Origin of the sequence: Erythrobacter ramosus (genome assembly GCF_009828055.1) — a bacterium.
Taxonomy (GTDB): domain Bacteria; phylum Pseudomonadota; class Alphaproteobacteria; order Sphingomonadales; family Sphingomonadaceae; genus Erythrobacter; species Erythrobacter ramosus.
This window is the reverse complement of sequence record NZ_WTYB01000003.1, coordinates 89,642-112,551: the sequence shown is the minus strand read 5'-3', so window position 1 is coordinate 112,551 and position 22,910 is coordinate 89,642. Positions and strand designations below refer to the sequence as shown.

General features: G+C 65.4%; 12 protein-coding genes. 4 read left to right on the top strand and 8 right to left on the bottom strand.

Annotated elements, in window-relative coordinates:
* Positions 1-38: 38 nt before the first annotated feature.
* Genes GRI59_RS13310 through GRI59_RS13295 form a run of 4 tightly spaced genes read left to right on the top strand, consistent with a single transcriptional unit; the run spans position 39 to position 6,178 of the window.
* Entirely contained in the window at positions 39-2,576 is a 2,538-nt protein-coding gene (locus tag GRI59_RS13310) for a cyclic nucleotide-binding domain-containing protein (RefSeq protein ID WP_160761733.1), read from the top strand.
* Entirely contained in the window at positions 2,576-3,454 is an 879-nt protein-coding gene (locus GRI59_RS13305) for a hypothetical protein (RefSeq protein WP_160761732.1), read from the top strand. The genes GRI59_RS13310 and GRI59_RS13305 overlap by 1 nt, the downstream gene beginning before the upstream one ends.
* 13 nt (positions 3,455-3,467) lie before the next feature.
* Positions 3,468-5,294 (top strand): cytochrome c3 family protein, encoded by a 1,827-nt coding sequence (locus GRI59_RS13300; protein WP_160761731.1) that lies wholly within the window; start codon positions 3,468-3,470, stop codon positions 5,292-5,294.
* 44 nt (positions 5,295-5,338) lie between these two features.
* Positions 5,339-6,178: a metallophosphoesterase gene (locus GRI59_RS13295; RefSeq protein WP_237440848.1), complete on the top strand. Its 840-nt coding sequence runs from the start codon at positions 5,339-5,341 to the stop codon at positions 6,176-6,178.
* Between the two features lie 107 nt (positions 6,179-6,285).
* Here GRI59_RS13295 and GRI59_RS13290 read toward each other — a convergent pair whose 3' ends face one another.
* From GRI59_RS13290 to GRI59_RS15680, 8 genes are all read right to left on the bottom strand, one after another.
* Positions 6,286-10,407: an LVIVD repeat-containing protein gene (locus GRI59_RS13290; protein WP_160761730.1), complete on the bottom strand. Its 4,122-nt coding sequence runs from the start codon at positions 10,405-10,407 to the stop codon at positions 6,286-6,288.
* The gene (locus GRI59_RS13285; protein ID WP_160761729.1) at positions 10,407-12,263 is read right to left on the bottom strand and encodes a hypothetical protein; all 1,857 of its coding nucleotides are present in this window, start codon (positions 12,261-12,263) and stop codon (positions 10,407-10,409) included. The genes GRI59_RS13290 and GRI59_RS13285 overlap by 1 nt, the downstream gene beginning before the upstream one ends.
* On the bottom strand, positions 12,264-14,216 hold the full coding sequence (locus tag GRI59_RS13280) for a heme-binding protein (protein ID WP_160761728.1): 1,953 nt from the start codon (positions 14,214-14,216) through the stop codon (positions 12,264-12,266). It abuts the gene before it with no gap.
* Positions 14,217-14,218: 2 nt separating this feature from the next.
* Complete coding sequence (locus tag GRI59_RS13275; protein WP_160761727.1) at positions 14,219-15,604, bottom strand: multiheme c-type cytochrome; 1,386 nt, start codon at positions 15,602-15,604, stop codon at positions 14,219-14,221.
* A 183-nt stretch (positions 15,605-15,787) separates the two neighbouring features.
* Positions 15,788-16,534 carry a hypothetical protein gene (locus GRI59_RS13270; RefSeq protein ID WP_160761726.1) on the bottom strand — a complete coding sequence of 249 codons (747 nt, stop codon included), beginning with the start codon at positions 16,532-16,534 and terminating at the stop codon, positions 15,788-15,790.
* Entirely contained in the window at positions 16,521-18,587 is a 2,067-nt protein-coding gene (locus GRI59_RS13265; protein WP_160761725.1) for an adenylate/guanylate cyclase domain-containing protein, read from the bottom strand. Before GRI59_RS13265 ends, GRI59_RS13270 begins: the two co-directional genes overlap by 14 nt.
* A 15-nt stretch (positions 18,588-18,602) precedes the next feature.
* On the bottom strand, positions 18,603-21,662 hold the full coding sequence (locus tag GRI59_RS13260) for a CHAT domain-containing protein (protein ID WP_160761724.1): 3,060 nt from the start codon (positions 21,660-21,662) through the stop codon (positions 18,603-18,605).
* Position 21,663: 1 nt separating this feature from the next.
* A partial coding sequence (locus tag GRI59_RS15680) for an MBG domain-containing protein (protein WP_272917032.1) occupies positions 21,664-22,910 on the bottom strand: 1,247 nt, incomplete at its 5' end.

Below are 22,910 nucleotides of genomic sequence, written 5' to 3'. Positions count from 1 at the left end.
TGCCTCTCGGGGTGCGCGCTATCCAAGGGGGAGGATAGGTGGGCGATGTTTACACAGTCGCGATCATCGGGTCTGGCCCTGCCGGGCTAAGCGCAGCCGCGCGTGCAGCGGCCCTCGGGCTGAGCCATGTGCTGCTCGAAAAGACCGACCACCTCTCGGACACGATCTACAAATACCAGAAGGGCAAGCACGTCATGGCGACGCCCAGCAATCTGGTGCTGCGCAGCGACATCGATTTCGAAGCGGGCAAGCGCGAGGTGATCCTCGGGTTGTGGGACGAGCAGATCGCGGGCCACAAGGTCAATGTGAAGTACCACGCCGAAGCGAAGGCGATCCGCGGCACTGGCGCAGCGATCCCGGGAAGCGTCCAGCAACTCGTCACCCGCGCGCGGGACGGTACCAAGTCCGTGCGCGAGATTCAGCGCCACGCTCCGCCCTATGCGATTGAGCTGACGAACGGCGAGGTGGTGATGGCGGAAAACATCATCCTCGCCATCGGCACGCAGGGCAATCCCAACCGGATGCGCTGTCCCGGAGCGGACTTGCCGCACGTCCAGTACCAGCTGGATGACCCGGCCGAGTATGTCGACGAGCACATCATCATCGTCGGCACCGGGGATGCCGGGATCGAGAATGCGCGCGGCCTCGCCGAAGACCCGGCGCAGCGCAACACGGTCTCTATCCTCAATCGCGGCACGGAGTTTCCGACCGCCAAGGACGCCAACGTCAAGGCGCTGAACGCCGACCACGAAGCCGGCAAGCTGATGATCCGTACCGAGAGCGAGACCAAGTCGATCGAACCGGGGTTCATCACACTAACCACCCGCGATGGCGAAATCCGCATCCCGTGTGACCGGATCATCGCCCGCATCGGCTCCGCCCCGCCGCGCGCCTTCGTCGAGGAATGCGGCATCGAATTTTCGAGCGATGACCGCAGCGCCTTTCCCAAGCTCTCCCCGGTGTTCGAAAGCACCGCGCCGGGTATCTTCGTGATCGGTGCGCTGGCGGGCTATCCGCTGATCAAACACTGCATGAACCAAGGCCACGATGTCATCGAATTCATCAACGGCAACACCGCGCTGAAGCCTGCGGACGAGCCGATCATCGCCGCCAAGTTTGCAGGGCTTCCCGGCAATCGCAGCACGGACGAATGGCTCGAATTCCTGCGCACCAATGTGTCGATCCTCAACGGCATGAACCCCTTGCAGATGCGCGAATTCATGCTCGACAGCGAGGCGAAGTTCTTCGCTCCCGGCGAGGTGATTTTCGAGCGCAATGCCCCCGGATCATCGCTGTTCGGGATTGCCAGCGGATCGGTCGCGGTCGAGGTCAATCCGGCTGATCCTTCGGTGACAATCCCGATTGAGGCAGGCTCGATCTTCGGGGAAGTCGGCCTGATTTCGGGCCGCCGTCGGGGTGCCACGATCCGCGCGGCGGAAGACACTATCGTGGTCGAAATTTCGCGCCTCGCCGCGCTCAAGCTGCAATCGCAGGTGCCCTCGGCCAAGGCGGAGATTCAGCGTATCTCGATCGAGCGGCAATTGCTCCAGATGTTCGGATCGGGCTTAACCCGCGAGGATGTCGCCCCGCTGGTCGATGCGGCGCAGGTGATCGAAAAGCGCGCAGGCGAGGTGGTGGTCACCGAAGGCGCGGACGACAAGGACGTCTTCATCATCCGCCGCGGCTCGATGATCGTCGAAAAGCAGATCGGCGACCGGCCGGTGTTCCTGTCCTACCTCCCCGCAGGCTCATATTTCGGCGAGATGGCGGTGATCGACGGGAGCGCTCGCACCGCGACGGTCAAGGCCGCGATCAAGTCCGAAGTGATCCGCCTGCCGGGCGAAGGCTTCCTCGAATTGCTGGCGCACAACCCCAAGCTGCGCGAGCGGGCGATGACCGACATGGCCACCCGCCGCGCCACCAACGCCTTTATCGAAGGGCAGAAAGACAGCTTTTCCGGCGCGGTCGATCTCTATTCCAAGACCGCGCAGTTCCTCGTCGACAACGGCATCGGTGAGGCGACCGACGTGCTGCTGATCGACGAGAAGCTGTGCATCGGCTGCGACAATTGCGAGAAGGCCTGCGCCGACAGCCATGACGGCCTGTCGCGCTTGGACCGGGAGGCGGGCAAGACCTACGCCCACCTCCACGTACCGACATCATGCCGCCACTGCGAACACCCACACTGCATGGCCGATTGCCCGCCCAACGCGATCAAGCGCGGCCCGGACGGCGAAGTGTTCATCGATGAAACCTGCATCGGCTGCGGCAATTGCCAAAGGAACTGCCCCTACGGCGTGATCCGCATGGACGCCAAGCCGCCCAAGAAGCCGAGCCTCCTCCAGTGGATGCTGTTCGGCAAAGGCCCTGGCCCGGGAGAGGCGTCCTCTAGCTGGCGCAAGAAGGCGGCCGAGAAGGAAGGCCCGGCCAAGCCCAAGCAGGCGATCAAGTGCGATATGTGTTCCGGCATCGACGGCGGCCCCGCCTGCGTTCGCGCCTGCCCGACGGGCGCCGCGATCCGCGTCAGCCCCGACAAGTTCCTGACCTTCACCAAGCTGACCGAGGACGCCGAGTAATGGCGACGAAGGCGGCCCAAGAGAAAGGTGGCACGGGACGGTTCTCGCAGGACGAGAAGCGGCGCGATTCCGATCATGTCAGCTTCCTCAAGCATCGCGGCTTCCGCTGGCTGTGGATCGCGCTGGCGCTCAGCGCGGCGAGTATCGCAGGCTATGTCTTGATTGATCAGGAGCCGCGCCCCAACGGCGGCACGTGGTACGGCTACACGCTCGGCACCATCGGGGTGGGGCTGATCCTATGGCTGTCGTTGTTGGGTGTGAGGAAGCGGCGGATCAATCCGGGGGCATGGAGCCTCAAGGCATGGACCTCCGCGCACGTCTATCTCGGCCTGTCGTTGGTGGTGGTGGGGACGCTGCACACAGGCTTCCAGGTCGGCTGGAACGTTCACACGCTCGCCTATGTGCTGATGCTGCTGGTGATTGCGACGGGGATTTACGGCGTGGTGGTCTATGCGACCCTGCCCGCCAGCCTCAGCGCCAACCGTAAGGAAATGACCCGCGCGCAGATGCTGGACGCGCTGACCGCGATTGATCGGCAATTGGAGAGCGCCGCCCAGCCCTTGGGCCGGTCCGAGGCCGATCTGGTGATCGCAGCCCTTGGCCAAAATGTGTTCTACGGCGGCCCACTCGCGCGGATGACGGGGAGCTATTCGGGGTGTGCCACCGCGCGCGCCTTGAACGGCATGGGCGGCGGTTCGGATGCCACCACGCGGGTGGCCGCGCTACTGGAACGGCGGCGCGATCAGCTGGCCCAGATCCGCGGGGCGCTCCGCATTCGGGCGATGCTGGAAATCTGGCTGTTCATCCACATCCCGCTCACCATCGCCCTGATCGCCGCGCTGACCGCGCATGTGATCTCCGTGTTCTACTATTGGTGAGGGGGCAGGCGGCATGGCGTTCCTGATCCGCACCATCGATTTCACCGCCGCCGGGCGCGAGATCATCCGCGACCGGGTGGTCGATCAGAACAGCCTCACCATCGGCCGCGCCGCCGAAAACGACATCCACCTGCCCGATCTGGCGGTCGAGCAGAACCATGTGCGGATCGACTTGCAAGGCGATGGGACGCTGGCGGTCGCCGCGCTAGGCACGCTGGGCTTCGCGCTCGATGGCCGGGTGGTCACGGAAGGAACCATCGACCCGCGCACCGGGGGAGAGATTTCACTCGGCGCAGCGCGGTTTGCGGTTGCCAGCGAAGCGGATGGGCGGACGATTATCACCATCCGGCAGGTTGTGGCCGATGAAGGCAAAGGCGACGCCCTGCGCGGCTTTGCGCTCGCCAGCGTGTTGCCGTCCAAGCGCGCGATGAGCTGGGCGTTCGCGAGCGCGATCCTGCTATTGCTCCTGCTGGTGCCGGTCGCCAGCCATCTGCTGCGCTCGCCCGCCAAGCCAGACCCCACGGGCAAGACCCCCGGCACCGTGCTGATGGACAGCGCGTGGACGAGCGGCGAATTGTCGCTGAAGCACCACAGCCTCAAGGATAACTGCGAAAGCTGCCACGTCGATGCCTTCGAGAGCGTACAGGATGAAACCTGCATCTCTTGCCACAAGGACACCGGCGATCACGCCCCGATGCCGCGCCTTGCCAAAGGCAGCCCCGCACTGTCGCCGGGCGACGCGCTCCAATGGCGGATCGCGGAAGGCTTCGGCAAGGAAGGCCCGCTGGGCTGCGTTGCGTGCCATTCCGAACATGAAGGCCCCAAGCGCCAGCCCGCCGGTGGTGAGGCGTTCTGTTCGGACTGCCACAATAAACTCGACACCAGACTGACCGATACGGCGCTGGCGAACGCGCATGACTTCGGCAAGGGCCACCCGCAGTTCCGTCCGGTCTATTTCGCCAGCTTCGGCGCGGCCAAGCCTGTGCGTGCGGCGCCGGGGGCAAAGCCGGTCGAACGCTCCGGCCTCGTCTTCCCGCACGATGTCCACATGAACGCCCGCGGCGGCGCGGCGCGTATGGCGGTAAGCCTTTCACAATATGGTAAGCCCTTGGAATGCAAGGATTGTCATATCCTGACATCCGACCGATTGTCGTTCAAGGAGGTGAAGATGGAGGACTCCTGCGAGGGCTGCCACAGTCTGGTCTCCGGACGCACGGCGGCGGGCGGCTTCAGCAAGCTGCGCCACGGCGATATCAAGGATCTGGCTGAGGATCTCGCCCGGGTTTCGTCCGGCCCGCGCGCGCGCGTCGGCCCGGCCCGCCAGCGGCCCGGCCAGATCGGCAGCGCCTCACCCTATCGCGCGGATTTCGGCCGCCCGGTGCGCGCCTATATCGGGCTGTCAAACGCGTTGTCGGCGGGCGGGGTCTGTACCGAATGTCACCTGCCGACCCGCGGCCCGACCGGGCAGGCCGATCTGTTCCCGGTCAACCTGCCCGACCGCTTCCTCTCCAGCGGCTATTTCAACCACGAAGCGCACAAGCGCGAGAAGTGCACCGATTGCCACGCGGCGGACACCTCCAAGGTGGCGAGCGATCTGCTGATCCCGGACCTGAAGAGCTGCCGAGATTGTCACCTCGGAGCGACCGCAGTGAAGACCAAAAAGATCGTGCCGAGCGATTGCGCGATGTGCCACGCCTATCACCTGCCTGCCGGGCAATGGCAAGGTTTGCGGTCGCCCAAAGGCCCCGCGCCGCATTACAAGCCGCGGCCCCAAGCCGCTCCTTCGCCTGCCAAAACCAAGGTTGCGGCGGTTTTGGCCACCGCGAGACAAAAGCCATGAGCGGGGCGGCCCCTTCCTCCGGGCGTGCTGTGCTGATCGCACAAATGACCGACATTCACGTCGGCTTTGCCCCTGACGAACGGCCTGAGGAGCTGAACCTTATCCGCTTCCGCGCGACTTTGGCGCGGCTGCTCAATGGCCCCAACCGGCCCGATCTGCTGGTGCTATCAGGCGACATTACCGATCATGGCGATCTGGAGAGCTTCGCCAAGACGGCAGAGCTGCTGAAGGACTGCCCCTGCCCGATCATCCCGCTGGTCGGCAATCACGATAGCCGCGCTGGCCTTCTCAGCGCTTTTCCGCAGGTCGCTCCGGCTGAAGGCGGGTTTCTGCATTATGTGGTCGAAGCGCCACTGGGCCTGCGCATCATCTGCCTCGATACGCTGGAGGACGGCCGCCACGGCGGGGCCTTCTGCGAAGCGCGCGCCGAATGGCTGGCCGCGCGGCTTGCCGAAGCTCCCGACACGCCGACGCTGATCTTCATGCACCACCCGCCGGTGGTCGCCGGGATCGACTGGATGGACCCCGCGCCGGACGAGCCGTGGATCATCCGGTTGCGCGAGGTGCTGGAGGGACAGCATCAGGTGCAGGCGATCCATTGCGGGCACCTGCACCGCCAGATCACCACGCAGGTCGCGGGTATCCCGCTCGGCGTGACGCCGTCGGTCGCGCCGCTGGTGGCGATGGATCTGAACCCGATCGACAAGGACGTGCCCGACAACCGGGAGCTCATCACCACCGAGCCGCCGACCTATGCGCTCCACCGCTGGGACGGGGTGCGGTTGGTGTCGCACTATGAGCGCGTGGGCGATTGGGAGGTGCTGGCGCGGTTCCATGCTGGCCTGCAACCGATGATCGAGGGCATGTTTGCGGAGCGGGATTAGTTCTCTCCCCCGCCCCGGGCTTGACCCGGGGCCCCGCTGTTCTTCTCACTCAACATCGCCGAGAAAGAGAGCTGGACCCCGGGTCAGGCCCGGGGCGGGGGGTGGCCCTACTTCCCCACTGCCGCCCGCTGCGGCCCGCGCGGTGCCACCCCAACCCAGCGCTTCATGTCGACATCATCGCTGACCTTCCACGGCACGCCGGAGCGGGTCATGAACAGCCGCTCCATCTCGGGCCGGGTGAAAGGCCGCGAGCCCAAGCGCCCGAACACCGCCATCTGCCCGCCGGTCTCGTCCACCGCACGGTCACGATCGAGGCCCTTGGAGAGCGCAATCGCAGGGCTGGGTGTCTTGGCCCACGCAATCATCTGCGGCACCGGTGCGGGGCTGAAGCCGTAGAAATTGCGCTGGCTGTCCGGGCTGGTGAGTTGCAACACCTTCATCCCGTTCCGCCCGTCCGCCACGTAGGCGAACAGCGAGGCGTTGGTGGTGCCGACGATCACATCCTCGGCATCATTCAAAGTCCCGTCCAGCGTCACCTTCTGGAAAATCCGGGGGCTGCGCGGGTTCTTCACGTCGAGGATCACCAGACCCTCACCTTTCGCGGCGACGTAGGCGTAGGTGCGCGCGATATACATCCGCCGCGCATCGGCGAGCGGCACGGTGCCCTCCGGCACCGCCACCGGCGCGCGCAGCGAGGTGATGTCGAACAGCTTCACCCCGTCCGCGTCCGTGACCCAGAGGTAGCGGAACTGCACTGCCGAAGCGCGCGCATCGCGAAGCTCACGCACGGCTGCAACCTTGGGCGCGTCGGGATTGGCGAGATCGACCACCACCAGCCCCTTGTCCGCCGTGATGAAGGCAACCTCGCCCGCCAGCACGATATGCCGCGCCCCGGTCAGCACGCCGCCGGGGTTCCACGCGTCCGAGCCGTCGGTGAACACCTTGCGGGTCAGCTTGTTGTTGCGGAATTCGCCTTCCGCCAGCGTGTTGACGTTGACGAGGATCAGGCCCTCGACCGCATCGGTGACGACCGCATAGTTATAGATCGGCAGGAAGGCTTGTTCCTGATTGATCACGCGCATTTCGGGCGTGCTGCGGGTCGGGGCGATCGGCTGATTTGTGGGCAGCGCCATACAGGTGGCGTTGGTAGTCTTGACGTTGGTGTCATGCCCCAGCGCCGAGAACGGACCCTTCAGGATGCGTTCCGAGGTGCCCTTGTTGGCGATGCTCGCCACGTCATAGGCGGTGAACCCGCCCTTGCCGCTGGCGACGAACATATATTCGCCGCGCAGTTGCAGGCAGCCGACGCGGTCGCTGGTGCCTTCGTGAACGTTGACGAATTCCTCAAGCGGCTGGGTCTCGCCGCTCATCTTGGCGTCGAAGGTCTTGCCGCGCACCCAGTTCTTCAGCTCGCGCCCGTTCTGGTCGACGTGCAGCCCCCACCAATCAGGATAGGCATAGCGGTGGAGGTAGGACCCGATCACCGCTTGCGGCTCGTCATATTCGGTGACGCGGGTGGCTTGGAAGCCACCTTCAAGGCCGGTCCAGGCATTCAGCCCGACGAAGTTGACGTAGTTGGTGCCCAGCAGGAAAAGCTGCGCCATGATCGCGTTGTTGTCGTCCTTGGCCGACAGGTGGCAATCGGTGCAGGTCTTGGTCTCGGTCTTGCGCACGGTGTGCGGGAAGTGCGGCGCGAAGGCTTGGCTGGAGAAGCCGATGGCCGAAATCGGTGGCTGCTGCACATAGATCCGTTCGCGGTTGATGTTGGTCGACGACAGCACCAGCGCCGAGGATGACCGCACCGGCGCAACCTGATTGCCCTTGGTGGTCTGGTGCTTGCCGAGCTGGAACATCTCGTCGCGCGCGACCTGTGGATTGTAGGTCGCGAAATTGCGCGTCTCGCCGCCTTCATAGCGGTGCGATTTGGTCTTCCAGTTGGCCTCGATGGGAAGGTGACACCCGCCGCACGAGGTCGTCCACGATAGGTGGCAGGTGAAGCACGCCATTTCGGGATCGCGGTGCGCGCGGTCGTCGATCCCAATGCCGGTGCCGAATTCGAAATTGCCGGTCTCCGCGCCATAGCGGCTGACCAGCTTCGCCCGCGCCGCCTTGGCGTTGAACAGCGGGGTCGCGGGATCGACCGAGTCCTTGACGAGGCTCATCTCCCATTCGAGCTTGGGATCGACGATGGACCGCTGGATCAGCTTTCGCCTACCGTCTGCCCCCTCCAGCCATTCGAACCGGCGCTTGCCATCGGGGTTGCGTAGCAAGCTGAGGTCATGACCTTCGGGCGGCGCAGCGGGGCCGCTGGTGCGCAGGGTGGGATAGGCATCGGGCGTGCCGTGGCAGTCCTTGCAGGTGATCTCGATCGCGTTGGCGACCTCGCCATAGATCAGGCCATTGCCGTGGCTGTCCTGTTCGAAATGGCAATCGGCGCATTGCAGGCCGACTTCGGCGTGGATGTCCATCATGTGGACGGCCTTGCCCGGGTTCACACCAGCGGGGACAAACTTGCCTTCGCCTTCCTTGCGCCACTTCTCCGGATCGTCGGGGTCAACGATCTTGCCCTCCGCATCGAGCAGATTGCCTTCGCGGTCGCGCTTGAAGATGGCACGGAAGTTCCAGCCGTGGCCGTGATAATCGGCGAACTGGGTGTCCTTGAGCTTCGGGTTGAGGTCATAGACGTTGCGCACGAATTCAATGTCGCCCCATTTGCCGCGCGCGGCGGCGGCTTCGGGATTGCGGTCATTGATCGCGCGCACTTCCTCGGCGGTGGGGTATTTCTGCTTTTCGGGCCACATCGAGGGCGCGTCGCTTTCGTAATCCCACATGGTGTAGCCGAGGAACGAGTTCAGGAAGATGTTGGGCTGGTGCATGTGGCAGTTCATGCACTGGCTGGTCGGGATTGCGCGGGTGAAGACGTGCTGGAGCGGGTGGCCCTTCTCCTTCAACTGCCCACCGACCGTCAGCCCGTCGTCAGCGCGCTTGCCCGGAGCCGCTTCGTGATCGTGATCGTCATGGCCCGGCTGCTTCAGCGCACCGTGACCGCTAGTCTTCTCGTCATGGCCTGCTGCCGCGTGCTCGATCTTTTCCGCGATGGTCGGATCGGCGGTGATCGTCTGCCCGTCCCGCCCATATTGCGCATAGATCAGCGAGTGCCGCGGTTCGCGGTCATTGGCGTAGACCACATGGCAGCTTGCGCAGCCCGAATGGCGGTAATCGCCGGGCTGGTCATTGGTCCCGAGGAACCAGGTGAAGGGATCATTGAGACGGGTCTTGTGAATGTTGAGCGCCGGGATGGCCACCCGAAGCCCGGTGCCGGGGCCGCGATTGGACTGCTTCAAGTCTGGCCGTCCGGGTTCCTCCAGCCGCTGGATCGCGCCGGATGGATTGGGCAGGCCAATCTCGGGGAACTGCGAATTGATCGTGCGCCCGCCGCGTTCGAACACGCGGAACACATCGCCCGGCGGGATCACCTGCCAGGTGGGGAGCGGATACATCTCGGCCAAGACGCCGCGTGCGACTTGATCTTCCGACAACACGCCCCCTGGACCCGCGCCGGGCGAGGTGATCTTCGCGGGCAACCCATCGCGGGTGTAGGCCTCGCCCAGCAGGTAATTCTTGAACGGCAGAATCCCGTTATTGTAGCTCGCCCCGCCCCACAGCATCGCGCCTGACGCCATGATGGATCGTTCGGCCGCCTCGATCGACTGAATGTGGCACGATCCGCAGGCCTCGCGCGCGACGCGGTAGTCGGAGGGGTTCACGAACTTCACGAACTCCGGCGCTTCCTTGTTGAGCAAGGCGTAGGACCGCTTCGGGTTGGCCGAGGACGGGAAGTGCCAGCTGTCGGGATATGTCGGCAGCACGTGGGCGGTGTCGCGGGCGGCGACGTAATCGGGGTGATCGTGCGGAAGCTCGGAATTGCCGCGCACCTTGGGGTTGCCGCCGTGGCAATCGGTGCAGCCCAGCCGTACCGCGGGCGAGACGTGCATGGTCGGCGCGTCGGTCTTGACGTGGCAGGTGTTGCAGCCTTCGGACTTAGCTTCCATCTCGGCGACCGACTGACGCTGCGGTGCGGGCGGCGCGAAGACGGCGGTGTAGTCGCGCTTGACCGGCTTTTCCTTGTCCGCCGCGATGCCCGTGCCTGCGAACAGCGAGACGGCAAGCACCAGCGCCGCTGCCAGCAGCGCGAAGTGTCGGGTGAGAGATTGGCCAAGCTTCAACATCAGTAGGTCAGCACCACGTTGGCGAGGATCGAAACAAACTCCTGTCCGCCGCCGCCGCGCGCGGTGAACAGGTCCTTGAAGCCGTCGCCTGCGACCAAGGTCGCGGCAGACAGGCGGAAGACGAGGTTCTGATTGGCCTTGGGCCGCCAGATCGCGGCGGCGGAGAGGTCAAAGCCGATCTCGCGCGGGATTGAGCCTTCGTTGCGCAGCACTTGCAGCGTCGCGGTGTTCTCGAACCACAAGTGGTTGGCATTGGCCGACAGGCGAAACTGCGGCGTCAGATCGAAATCCGCGCCGATGCCAGCGAGGATCAGGCCGGGGTTGTTGAAATTGCTCTGCCCCTGCTCCTTCGAGGAGCGCAGCGAATTCAGCAGGCCGTTGCGCCCGTTGATGCTGACCGCCCGGCCACCGCCTGCAAAGGGGATCGTCTGGCGGATCCAGTAAGACGTATCCGCGCCCGCAAACACCGGGTTTTCGAAGATCGCATCGAACCCGCCCTCGGTGTCGTCATAGGGATCAGAATCCCCGCTGGCATAGGCGGCAGACAGGCGGAAGCGCATCCAGTTGCGGTCGTAACTCGCTTCGACAGCGGCGAATTGCGCGTTGATGTTGGCGGGGCGGTCGGTGAAGAAGCTGTTCCGATCCTCGCCCAGCGCCCAATAGAAACTGCCGGTGAGGTTCACCCGGCCCAGCCGCCCATCGACATTGTAGCCGAGATAGACTGCGTCATATTCCCGGCCCCGCAGCGTGCCGAGCAGCGCCGGGCGCACCGGGAAGCCGTTGGTGTCGATCTGGATGTCGTCAGCCTCGCGGTTCATGTTGTAGACCACGGTGATCTGGCTCGTCAGTGCCGGGATCAGGAAGTCCTGCCGGTAGGCATTGGCGACGAACACGAAATCGTCACGCGGGCTGCGCAGGATCGCATTGAGGCCGGAATTGGTGTCCTTCTCCAGCCGCCAGAACGCGCCGAGGTTGAACTGGAAGCGATTATTGTCGCGCGATCCGAACAGGCGCACGCCCAATTGCTGATCATTGAACAGGAAGCCGCGGAAATCCGACTGGAACGGCTGGATGCCTGCCCGGATCGAGATGAAGTCGAACCGGTCATTGTCGAACTGGCTGAAGTGGTAATCGACGAAGGCTTCCTGCACCCCGAGGAAATGGTCGAGCCGGTGCGAGGGTCGCGACGGTTCGACAAACAGCACGCGCCGTTCGGGCACATCGACATAGTTGACGTTGTAAGCCAGCGTGACTCGGTATTCGATGCTCGGCGGCTTGAAGGTGGTCGACCCCTTCAGCAGCGCGAACCCGGCGATGAAGGTCTGGCTGAAGACCTGGCTGAAATCGTTCCCGAACACGTCGTTACGGTCCGGGTCTTCGGTGGTCTGTACGCCGACGGGAATAGGGAAGGTGCGCGGTTCGTAGACGCTATCGCTGATGAGGTTCGCGACGAAGAACCAGTCATCCTCCTTGATCGGCAGCCACGGCACCTTGGCGCGATTGATCGGCCGGTCGCCCTTGTAGGTGTTCTGGTTGTAGGGATCGAGCAGGTTCTCTTTGACCAGCCCAAGGCTCTCGATCAGTCGCCAGCGATCGGGGATGGGCAGTTGGTCGGTCGGAAAGGCGCTGGGCGGCGGCGCGCGGATGGCGCCTTCGTTATTCTGCTCGATCCGCTCGGGCAGCGGGGCGGTATAGCCGGGGCGCTGGCGGCCATCGATAATCGCGGGGTCGACCGGGGGGATGTCCTGTTCCCAGTCCTGTGACGCTTCTTCGCCGGGCGGCGCGGGCTGCGCCTGCACCTCGTCTGGCGGCGGGCTCGCCTGGAGCAGCAGCAGCGCAGGGAGCAGCCAGCTCATCTACAGCCCCTCGCACACGTTCTGCGCGGCCGTATCGAGGAACGGCGCAAAGGGACAATTGACGTAGCGCAGCCGCACTTGCCGAGAGCCCACCGCGACCACGATCCGGTCCGCGCGAATGGCATTCGGCGCGTTGTTGAGGCCGCCACTGGCCCGCAGTGCGCCGTTGTTGAGGCCGAGGAAGCTGATCATGTCGTCCTGATCGATCCCATCGCCCGACACCCCGATCCCGCCGACCAGCACATTGCCGCGATAGACCGGGACTGCACCGGGGAAAATCTGGATGCCATTGTCGAGCCGCGTCGCGCCCGCCGTCACCTGCGGCAGGCTGGTGCAGCTACGCGGCGTATCCTGCGCGCTGGCTCCGGTAACGAAGGCGAGATGCTGCGCCAGATTGCCGACGATCAACGCGCTTTGCAGTCCGGTCGAGAACGGGTTAAACCGCGCAATCGGGCGCGACAACGGGCCGTTGGGCTGGCCCACCTCGCCATCGGGGAAATAGGGCCGCGACAGGTTGCCGCCCGCCCGATCGGAGAAGGCAAAGCCGCCAGTCAGCGCCGTGGGATCGCCGAGGAACGCGCGCGTCCGGGCAACGAACTGTGGCACCTCACCGCCTGCCGCCAGCAATTCATTGGCGGCGAACGCGCCCGAGAAGAAATTGGCGGTGCGGGCCTTCTGCAAGCTCACATCGATCCCGAAGATCGGCGCATCGGGTGACCGGACAAGGCCCAGCACCTGGCCCCGCGTGTCGACCAGACTGATCGTCACCTGCGCGCGGCTATCGAGCGGCTGACGGATCTGCGCCCGCGCGCGGCTCATCACGGTGAAGGCTTCGTCAAGGATCACCCGCGCTTCGGCGGCGGTGAGCGGGCTCGCCACATCGCCCGCATCCGTTCCGCCGCGCACCGGAAAACGGCTCGCCCCCGCGCCGTTGGAGAGCACGAAGGCATCGCGGTTGGCAAACTCCGCCGCAGTCGACGCGCGCACGCCCGAAGCCTCACTGCCATAGGCCGCGCCCGCCAGCAGCGCCGTTCCCATGTAATAGCCGGTCACCGGTACCAGCGCGCCGGCCGTCCCGGTAAAGCTGGCGCCCGCGACATTGCTGATCTGCGAGTATTCGACGTCGGTATAGCGCAGCGATGTGCCATCGGCGGTGATGCGATCGGCGCGGATGCTGATCGGAGCTTCGAACCCCACCGTTCCGGCGAGCGCAATCGCCTCGTCCACATCTGGATCACGATCGAGCACGTTGGGATCGAAGCTGTAGCTGCCGTCCGCAATCACCCCGATGCCGCCGACCACCACGCCGTTCTGGTAGAGCGGGAAGCCCCCGGGGTCGGCCGCGAGGCCCAAGGGTGAACGCTTTGGGCCGATGAACCCGTCGCTCGCCCGCGCGGCGAGGTCGGAACAGGGCAGTTGGCTGAACTGCACCCCGAACAGCGGGCCGCTTTCAAGGCCTGCGGTGGTCGGCGCGGGCGGGAAATGCTCCTGCACGATGAAGCTCGCCGTGCGGCTGGAGAAGGCGTTCCCGCCGCTCGAAAGATAGGCGCCCGTGATCGCCTTGGCGATTGCGGCGCCTGCGCTGGGGATGGTGAGCCCCTGCGCGTCCTGATTGCTGCCATCGGGCGCTGACGGAATGCGCGCGGTGGGTGCGGCTCCCGGCATGGCGAAGACGCCGAGGACATTGCCTACCCGGTCCGTCACCGCAATGGTCGCCGCGACGCCGCGCGCCCGTGCCTCGGCGGCGGCTTGGGCGATGATCGTGCCGACCTCCGCGCTGGTGAGACTTTCGGCGGCAGGGACGGAAAACACCTGTCCGGCAGGCGGCGGCGTGGGTGTCGGTGCTGGCCCGCCGCCGGTTGCACCGCCTCCACCCGAACTGCTGCCCCCGCCCCCGCAGGAGGCGAGCACCAAGGCGCTTGCCGCAACCCAGAATGTCCCCCCCTTGCGCATGGTTATTGCAGCCTGCCAATCGCGCCGCTGGCCGATTTGAGCGCGGCGCGAAAATCGGCGGGGCGATAGGCATTGGGTTCTTCCACCGCCTTGTATGCCCGGGCGATATCGCCGCGGATGCCCGCAGCTGCGCCCTGCGTCAGCCGGCCTTCGCGCACCAGCGCATTCAGCAGCGTATCGACCGCCATCACCGCCTGCACCGATCCGGCATAGTCGGTGAAGCGCGGCGCCGTCGCCTCGCCTGCGATGATCGCGATCACCTTGAATGCGTCCGCATCGGCATAGGCACGACCCGACAATGCATCGGCCAAGACCCCCGCATGCATTGACAATGCCTGCGCAGCGGCAAGCGCCTCGCCCGGCCCCTGCCCCATCGCCGCATGGAAGCCGCGCGCAGCGCTCTGGAACTTCGCCGCCTCACCCGGCACCAGCGCGCCTGCGACCGCCTGTAGCATGATCATGTTTTCATCATTGAACGGCGGGTTGCCGAACGGGATCGGCCGCGCGGGATTGGTCTCGAAGGTGAGCTTGCGCTGCGGACCATCGGTGATCGTCCGGTGGCACGAATGGCAATCGTAGAAATAGAACTGCGGGAAGGCGCCCTCGTATGCGAATTTGGGCTGCGTGAAGAGGCTGGTCGCGCGGCGCACCGCTTCGGCCTGCCCCACCGCCCAGAACCGCACCGAATTGGGCGTAGCCTTTCGTGCGGTGTAGTCGCCGTCGATATTATGGTGCTGCTGCAGGGCGCTGAACAGATCGAGCTCGAATGAGATGCGCGGGTGGCCCGCCGCCATCATCGCATGGGTGACGAACTGACCCGGCTTCGATGATCCGTAATGGCAATCGAGGCAGACATTGGCCCGCGCCTTGGGATTGTCGAGCGGCGTGAGTCCGGCCGCGACGTTCGAGGCGTGGGTGGCGGGCAGCGCATAGTGCTCTGCCAGCCATGTTCCGCCCGAAGGCCCGTGGCAGCTTTCGCACCCGACCCCGTCGGTCACAGTGAACTTCGCACCGCGCTGGCCGGCGGGAACGTTGGTGGAATGGCATCCGAGGCACGCCGGGGCCGATTGCGCGTTACCTAGCCCGAGGCTCGCTGCGATCTGCTGGCCGCGCCGGCCGCCGAGCACGGCATAGGCGCGGGAATGGGCGCCGCTGGGGGATGAAGGTTCCTGCCAAGTCGCGATCTCGTCCTGCCGGACAACCGCGCCATTGCCTTCGGCCCGGCCGTGGCAGGTGGATCCGGCGCAGCTGGCGACGCCTTCGAATGTTCCGTTACCGATAGCGCCAGAGGCTGGGTAGAGCGCGGCCAATGCCACCACCGCCGCGACGCGCAAGGCTCCACGCCGCTGCGCTAGGCCTGTGATCACATCCGCCCAAAATCGCCTCATCCCATCCCCCCCGAGATGCCCGAGAGCCGGATTGCCCTAAACCATAACAGGCTAGCACCCCGCCCCCACGCGATGCTTGTAACCCTGCGTCAGGTTTGATCGTCCGCCTACCGATTCCCCCGTATGGCCGACCCCTGCCCCTTGTCCCAAGCTTGGGGCCGGGATGCAACAGGCAATGCGGTTTCAGCCCCCGTTGGCTTCGGCCGACGCGTCAAGGCTGGAGGCCAGCGCTTCGAGCTGCAACGTGCAGCCCTTGGCGATCAGCGCTTCGGCGAGCGCATCGGGCGCCTCGTAATCTTCGGGCAGCAACACGAAATCGATCTGCGCGCTGGTGGCGTTGTCCGGCCCGGTGATGGTGTAGGGCGCGCCCTCCACGATAGGTAGGCGCGCCGGATCGAGTGCGGCGATCATCACCGTGTCGTCGAAAGTGACATCGACAGCTGCACCGTTCTCGCGGTTGAACATCCGGTAGGTGCTGGTGCCGGGCGTGCCGGGCCGCCACAGGCGCACGGTGGCGAGGTCGTAAAGGCAGATCGTGCCCGAACGGGTGACGTCGACATACCAGAGGCTGGGATTGGTTGGGTTCTCGTCAGTCTCGCCGCGCACGGCCCCGGTTCGCACGCGGGTGGCGGCGCGCTTGCGGGTGAGGGAGGCGAAGCGGTCCGTAGCCACCTGCGGACGGTCGCCCACGCGGAAGGTGCCGGCACCCTTGATAACGCGCGTGCCGTCTGCGGTGAGCACGGTGATCACATCCCCCGCCTTCAGCGTGATCGAGGCATTGTCATCGACCTTGGTGCCAACCGGGTACTTGGTCGAGGAAGGTCCGGTGGACTTCACCACCACCCCGGCCATCGCCGCAACCGGCAGCGCCAGCGCCGCGCCCGCCAAAGCGAGCGCTGTCAGCCGCGATTTGATGTTATCCGAGAACATAGGTTCCTCCCTCGTCCATTGCTTCCATACGCCGGGCAAGATTGCTGAGCGCTGTATCGTTAGGGTGGCGCGCGGCCACCTGCTGCGCCAATCGCAGCGCGGTTGCGCGGTCCGTTGCGACGAGCTTGCAAGCCTCGGCCAGCTCAGCGCGATCTTCGGCCGGGAAATCGGGCGCGGGTTCAAACAGATCCACTGCCCGCGCCCGCCCGCGCAATTGCACCCGCCCCATCGGCCGCCACCAGTCGAGCCCCGAAGCCTCGGCGAATTCGCGGCTGGCCATCACCGCTGAATCGAGCGCCTTGTTGGCCGCTTCGAGCCGCGCAGCCGTGTTCATTGAGTCGCCAAGCGCAGTATACTGGATGCGGGTCGCGCCGCCAAAGTTCCCGATCACCGCCTCGCCGAAATGCAGGCCCACGCGGGTTTTGCCGATGGGAGGCAGGCTGGCGTCCATCGCTGCCACCTCACGCCGAAACGCCTCTCCCGCTTGCCACATCGCATAGCCCGCGCGCGCCGCGCGCGTGCCATCATCCGGACGGCTGATCGGCGCGCCCCAGAAGGCCACCACCGCATCGCCTACGAACTTATCGATCACGCCGCCATGGTCGAGCACCACTTGGCTCAGCAGATCAAGATAGCGGTTGAGCAGCTTTGCCACCATTTCCGGCTCAATCGCGTGGCTCATCTTGGTGAAGCCTTCCAGATCGCTGAACAGCACGAAAATCTCGCGCTTTTCGCCGCCCAATGACAACAATTCGGGCTTGTCGATGATCGCCAAGGCGATGTCGCGCGGGATGTATTTGCCGAGCGCTCCCGTGGCGAAATTGCGCTGCACCGCGCCTGATGCACGCGCGGCGGTGGTAACGGCGGTGAAGACAATGATCCACCCGATCAACCACCCGACGACCGGCAAACCGTATGTATCAACATTGCGAACCTGCAACAGCACCGGCACTCCCTGAAAAATCACGAGCTGCGCGACGCCAAACAGCGCAAGCCGCCGCGCGGGCCATTCGAGCAATGCGGTCAAAACCGCGACTATAATCACCAGAACCGCCATGGCCCAAAGCACCCAAGTCGGGATCGGGGTGAGAACGCGGTCATCGAGCATCTGGGCGATGATCTCGGCATGGACGGAGATCCCTGGGGGCACTTCGCCGTTGATCGAGGTGAAGGTCGTCTCGACCCGGTCGTAGTCGACGATATCGCCGCCGATCAGGATGTATTTGCCGGCATATTGCTCCTTGAGGAAGGGCAGGATCTCCGGGTCGGGATCGACGAAGAGATCGATCTGGGCCGGGGGGAACAGCACCGAATCCTGGAACTTGGGCCGCCGGTAATCGATCGCGCCTTCGTAATCGGCAAAGGCGGTGGCAGGCTCGCCGGCATCGGCCAGCATCACGCGACCGAGCAGCGGCGGCAGACCCTCGCGGATATCGGGCCACAGCCTGGTTGCCCCGAATGTGTTGTCGAGCCGAATGCTCGCCGGGCGCGCCTTGCTCCCCTTCAGCCGCGCCATGAACGCTTCGAGATATTGTTGCTGTTCGAATTCGATATCGTCCGGGTTGGTCGCCTTGGCGGCATAGGCGACCGCGACCGGGGTCTTCATCCCGCGCAGTGTGGCGATCAGCTCCTCGTCCTCGTCCTGCGGCTGATCGAACAGGATGTCGATCCCGATCGCCTTGGGTTCGAAGGTGTCGAGCGTGCGCAGCGTCTTGGCGAGCAGGCCCCGGTCGAGCGGCGAGCGTTTACGTGCGGCGATCAGGGTCTGGTCGGTATAGACGACAAGCACCACCCGCTTGTCTTCCTCGACCAGGTCGGCGGAATAATAGGCCCTGAGATCATAAAACGCGCGCTCAGCTTCGCTGGTGAGCGGGGTGGGCTCGGAACCATCGGGCAGAACCCAGCTATAGCGCGCGATGAACAGCGCCACGCACAGAAGCATGACGGTCAAAGCCAGCTGCATTCCACCCGCTTCGCGCACGTTGCGCCAACCGCGCGCCAGCCAACCGAGGCGCAAGGCAGAGCCAGCGGCACCGGCAGCGCTGTTGTTCATTGCAACAGCAGCGCCTCAACGCGCCAGCTTGGCCGCGCCGTCGCCCACCACGGCAAAGGCCGACCAGTAGAACGGGTGCGAGGTCTCGGCATCGTCCATCAGCGCTTCCTGCGAGGCCTTAAGCGCTTCGGCTGTGGCGCGGCCGTCCTCGGCAAACAGGCCCGCAATCAGGCGTCCAGTCGCGTTGAAATCGTCGGGCACTGGCCAATGGCTCGCCAGCACGGTCCGCCCGCCTGCACCCACGAAAGCGCGCACCAGCCCATCAAGCGCGAACTCGCCGCCGCCGGTGACGCCGGCCTCGCGGGTCGCGCCCACCGTCGCGCTGCCAGCGGTGTCACAGGCCGAAAGGATTACAAGGTCGGCATCGATGCGCAGGCCGAATATCTCGGCGAAGCTCAGCAGCCCGTCCGAACCTTCCTCGCTATCGAAGCTGGTCAGCAGCGCCGGGCGCGGCGGACATTGCGGCTGCGGCGCGGTGACCAGGCCGTGGGTGGCAAAGTGCAGAATGCGATATTCGGACAGGTCAGGCAGAGCGGCAATCGCGTTGTCCGTGAAGGCAGCGCCGGTCAGGACCCGAGCGCCCTCGCCAAAGCGGGCCGCTGCGCCGCGCAGTTCGTCGGCCTTGATCGGATTGGCCCAGATATTGGGCGACCACAGGCACTTCTCGCCCGCCTCCATAGCAGCACGGGTGCGTGCCGCGCCGGGCGTGGAAGTGCCGATCGGTGCGTTTTCGCCCAGCCCGAGATAGGCGCGCTTGCCATCCGAAGGCGGTGCCGCCCGCACATCGCGGAACGCCGAAGCGGCCACCGAGGTGCTGATCTGGGTGGTGCGCCCAAGCCACTTGGTGCCGCGCAGGTCATATTCGTCGGCGCCCTTCTGTCTCATCCGCGCCTGATAGGCCGCAACGCTGGCATCATCGGTGACCAGCAGGTTGATCGGCAGTTTGAGCAGCGCGCCATCGGGCTCGAACACGATGTGGCGGGCCTTGGGCAGTTCGTCTGCGACCGGGGTGAACAGGCGAACGTAAAGCTCACGCGCGCGCACGATATCGAAAGGATAGGTCAGCACCTGCCCGCCTTCGACCACCGCGATGCTCTCACGGATCTGGCTCACCAGCCTGTCGAGCTGCGCCGGGGTGGCATCGGCCCGCCAGGCCATCGCAGCATCGCGGGTGGCGTAAATGACATAAGCATCGCTCTCGAGTGTCGCGAGCTTCACATAGGCCTCGCCCTCGGTGAGCGTGGCTTGCAGGTCGGTCAGCGTGATCGCCTGTTCGGTGACGGCCCGATAGCGCGGAAAGGCGGCGAGCTTATCCAGCACTTCAGCCTGCTGCTGCCGCAACAGTTCCAGCCGCGCAGCCCTCTCGGCGATCAGCGCCGTCTGGGCAGCGTCTGGTTCAGGTATGGTCTCCAGTTCGAGCAGCAAGGTGCGCAGCTGTTCGATCCCGCGGCCGAGATTGGTGGCGGTGCGGAACATTTGCGAGGCTTCGTCACTCCCGCCTGAAAGCTCGCGCGCCAAAGCAGCCTGGGTCTGCGCAAGGCCGGGGCGCTGGAGCAACTGGCTGGCGGCGAACAGATCGCCCGCTGCGCTCGCATTGCCGCGGCCCTCGTCGATCAGCAGCCCGAAATAGGGCGTCAGCAAGCTGCGGAGCGACGGCATGGCCCGGCCATCGGCATCGGCGATGATCGTGCGGTACAGCGTAAGCGCCTCGTCACGGCGACCGCTACGCGCATAAAGCCCAGCCAGCTGCGCACGGGCGGTCCCCAACGCGGGCGAGCCGGGATAGGTCGCTTCGAGCAAGGTGATCCCCTGCTGGTGCAGCCGCTCCGCCTCCCCCTGCTTGCCGGAGCGTTCGGCAAGGTCGGCAAGCTCACCCAGCACCTGCGCTCGCAGCCACATGATCGACACCACGCGTCCGCCGCGCACATCGCCAAAGATCGCTTCGGCCGTGCGCAAGAAGCCCGCGGCGTCCTCGGCCCGGCCCATTTGCCGCAGCACCGTGGCCTTGAGATAGGCGTGCTGCCCATCGAGCAGCTGCGCGCGTTCCAACGGGGTCAGGCTCAGCGCGTATTCACCAGTAATCCGCCCGCTTTCGCTGGCCAGCTGACCCGCCAGCGCAGGCCCGATCTGGAGGCTGGCAAGCGCTTCGTTATCGGCGAATTCGATCGGCAGCGGCGCATCGAGCAGCGCGAGCGCGCGCGCCGACTGCCGCTGGTTGAGCGCGTCCATCGCTTCGTAGTTGCGTTGCAGGCGAGCCAGCACCGGGCTGGTCGCGCTGACGCTGCGCAGGTCGGCAAAACGGCGGCGGCTTTCGGCGAAATTGCCGAGATTGGATTGTTGCAGCGCTTCATTAAGGCGCGCTTCGGCGGCGCCCGGCCCGGCCAGCGCGGCCGAAGATGCCGCGAAAAATTCCGCTGCTTCGGCAAATTCTCCGGCGTTGCTGCGGCGGTAGGCTTCGATCAGTGCTTGGTCCGCTGCAATCGCTTCGGCCTGCTGGCGCGCAAAGGCGACCGCGTCAGTGGTGCTGGTGAGCGGGATTTCGACGATGCCGGGCACCACCGTATCGCTCACCAATGATGCCATGCCGAGTTCGAGCGCCTTGGCATAGGCCGTCAATCCGCTGGCCGCATAGGTGCGCCCGCCGCGGTTGCCGATCAACAGATCGTTGCGCAAGACGCTGCTGTCCTTGGCGCAGGAGAAGCGTTGCGCAGTAGCTATTCCCGTCACGGCGCCTGCATCGCCGACGCCATCGGTGCAGCGCGCATCCGCTCCCGCAAAGCGCGCGGGTGCGGGTACGGCGCTGCCCGTTTTCACCACCCACAGCGTACCAACCGGCGCGGCGGCATCGCGACAGATCACTGAATAACGCCGGTCAAACAGCCCAGCGCCCGGCTCGGGGGCGAGGATTTGCGCTTCGCACAAACCGTTGGAGCCGATCGGGAAGGTGTCCCGCAGGCTGAGGCTGGCCGTGCCTGGCTCACGCGCGGTCGTCTGGCTGGCTGGCAAAGCCCCCATCATGGCGAGTGCCACCAGCGCGGGCAGAATGAAGCGTGCCTTGTCCTTGGACTGGGTCATGTCACTTCCCTCCCGTCGGGGGTGTCTGGCCGCCGCCATAGAGCGAGGCATCGCCGCCGCTGGTCACCGGTTCATCGAGCATCTCGTCCTCCGAGATCAACGCCGCATCGGCGCGCTGCGGGAAGTCGATGCCGAAGCGGGCGTCCTCTTCCTCGGCGCTGAAGGCAGGCAGGGGTTCGCCAATGAGGTTCAGGGGCTCCAGCAGGGTGGGGTTGTTGAGCGCGAGCGGGGTTGGCGGGACAATGATCGTCAGCGCCCCGGGCTCGAAGGTGGTGATGTAGTTCGGTCCGGCCACAAGCGTGCCTTGCCGGATGACGAAGATGCCGCGGGTCTCTCCGGGATCGCGCGAGAGGCTGCCGGTCAGCCGGTCATTTTTGACGAGGCCATTCCCGCCGATGGTGAAGGTGAACAGCGGATCAGGCTCGCCAACCAGCTTGTCCTTGTCATCCGCCCGGATGGTGATCGGGCGCGGTGTGATCGTCAGCTGGCCATTGGTGAAGCTCACCGCGTAATTCGCGCCGGCCGTCAGTGTGCCTTGCGTGATGGCGACATTGCCGACCCCGGTGGTGACGCCAGCCGTGGTCGCCAGCGCGCCGCTCAGCTGGTCGCCGTTCACCAGACCCGACCCGCCAAGCGTGAAGGTCAGCGCTGGGTTGGCATTGCCATAGATGCGCGTCACGTTGTCCGCCGTGATCTGAATCGGGCGCGGCGTGATGGTCAGCTGGCCGCCGATAAAGCTCAGGGAATAGTTGGAGCTGGCACCCAAAGTGCCCTGCGTGATCGCGATGTTGCCGATGCCGGTGGTCACGTCAGCCGTGGTCGACAGCGCGCCCGTCAGCTGATCGCCGTTCACAAGCCCCAAATCGCCGACCGTGAAGGTCAGCGCCGGGTTGGCATTGCCATAGATGCGGGAGATGCTGTCCGCCGTCACAGCGATCGGGCGCGGCGTGATCGTCAGCTGGCCATTGGTGAAGCTCGCCGAATAGTTCGCGCCAGCCCCCAGCGTGCCTTGCGTAATCGCGACATTGCCGACCCCGGTGGTCGCGCCAGCGGTGGTCGTCAGCGCGCCGCTCAGCTGGTCGCCGTTCACCAGCTCCGCCCCGCCAAGCGTGAAGGTCAGCGCTGGGTTGGCATTGCCATAGACGCGCGTCACGTTGTCCGCCGTGATCGTAATCGGGCGCGGCGTGATCGTCAGCTGGCCGCCCACAAAGGCTATCGAATAGTTCGCGCCAGCCCCCAGCGTGCCTT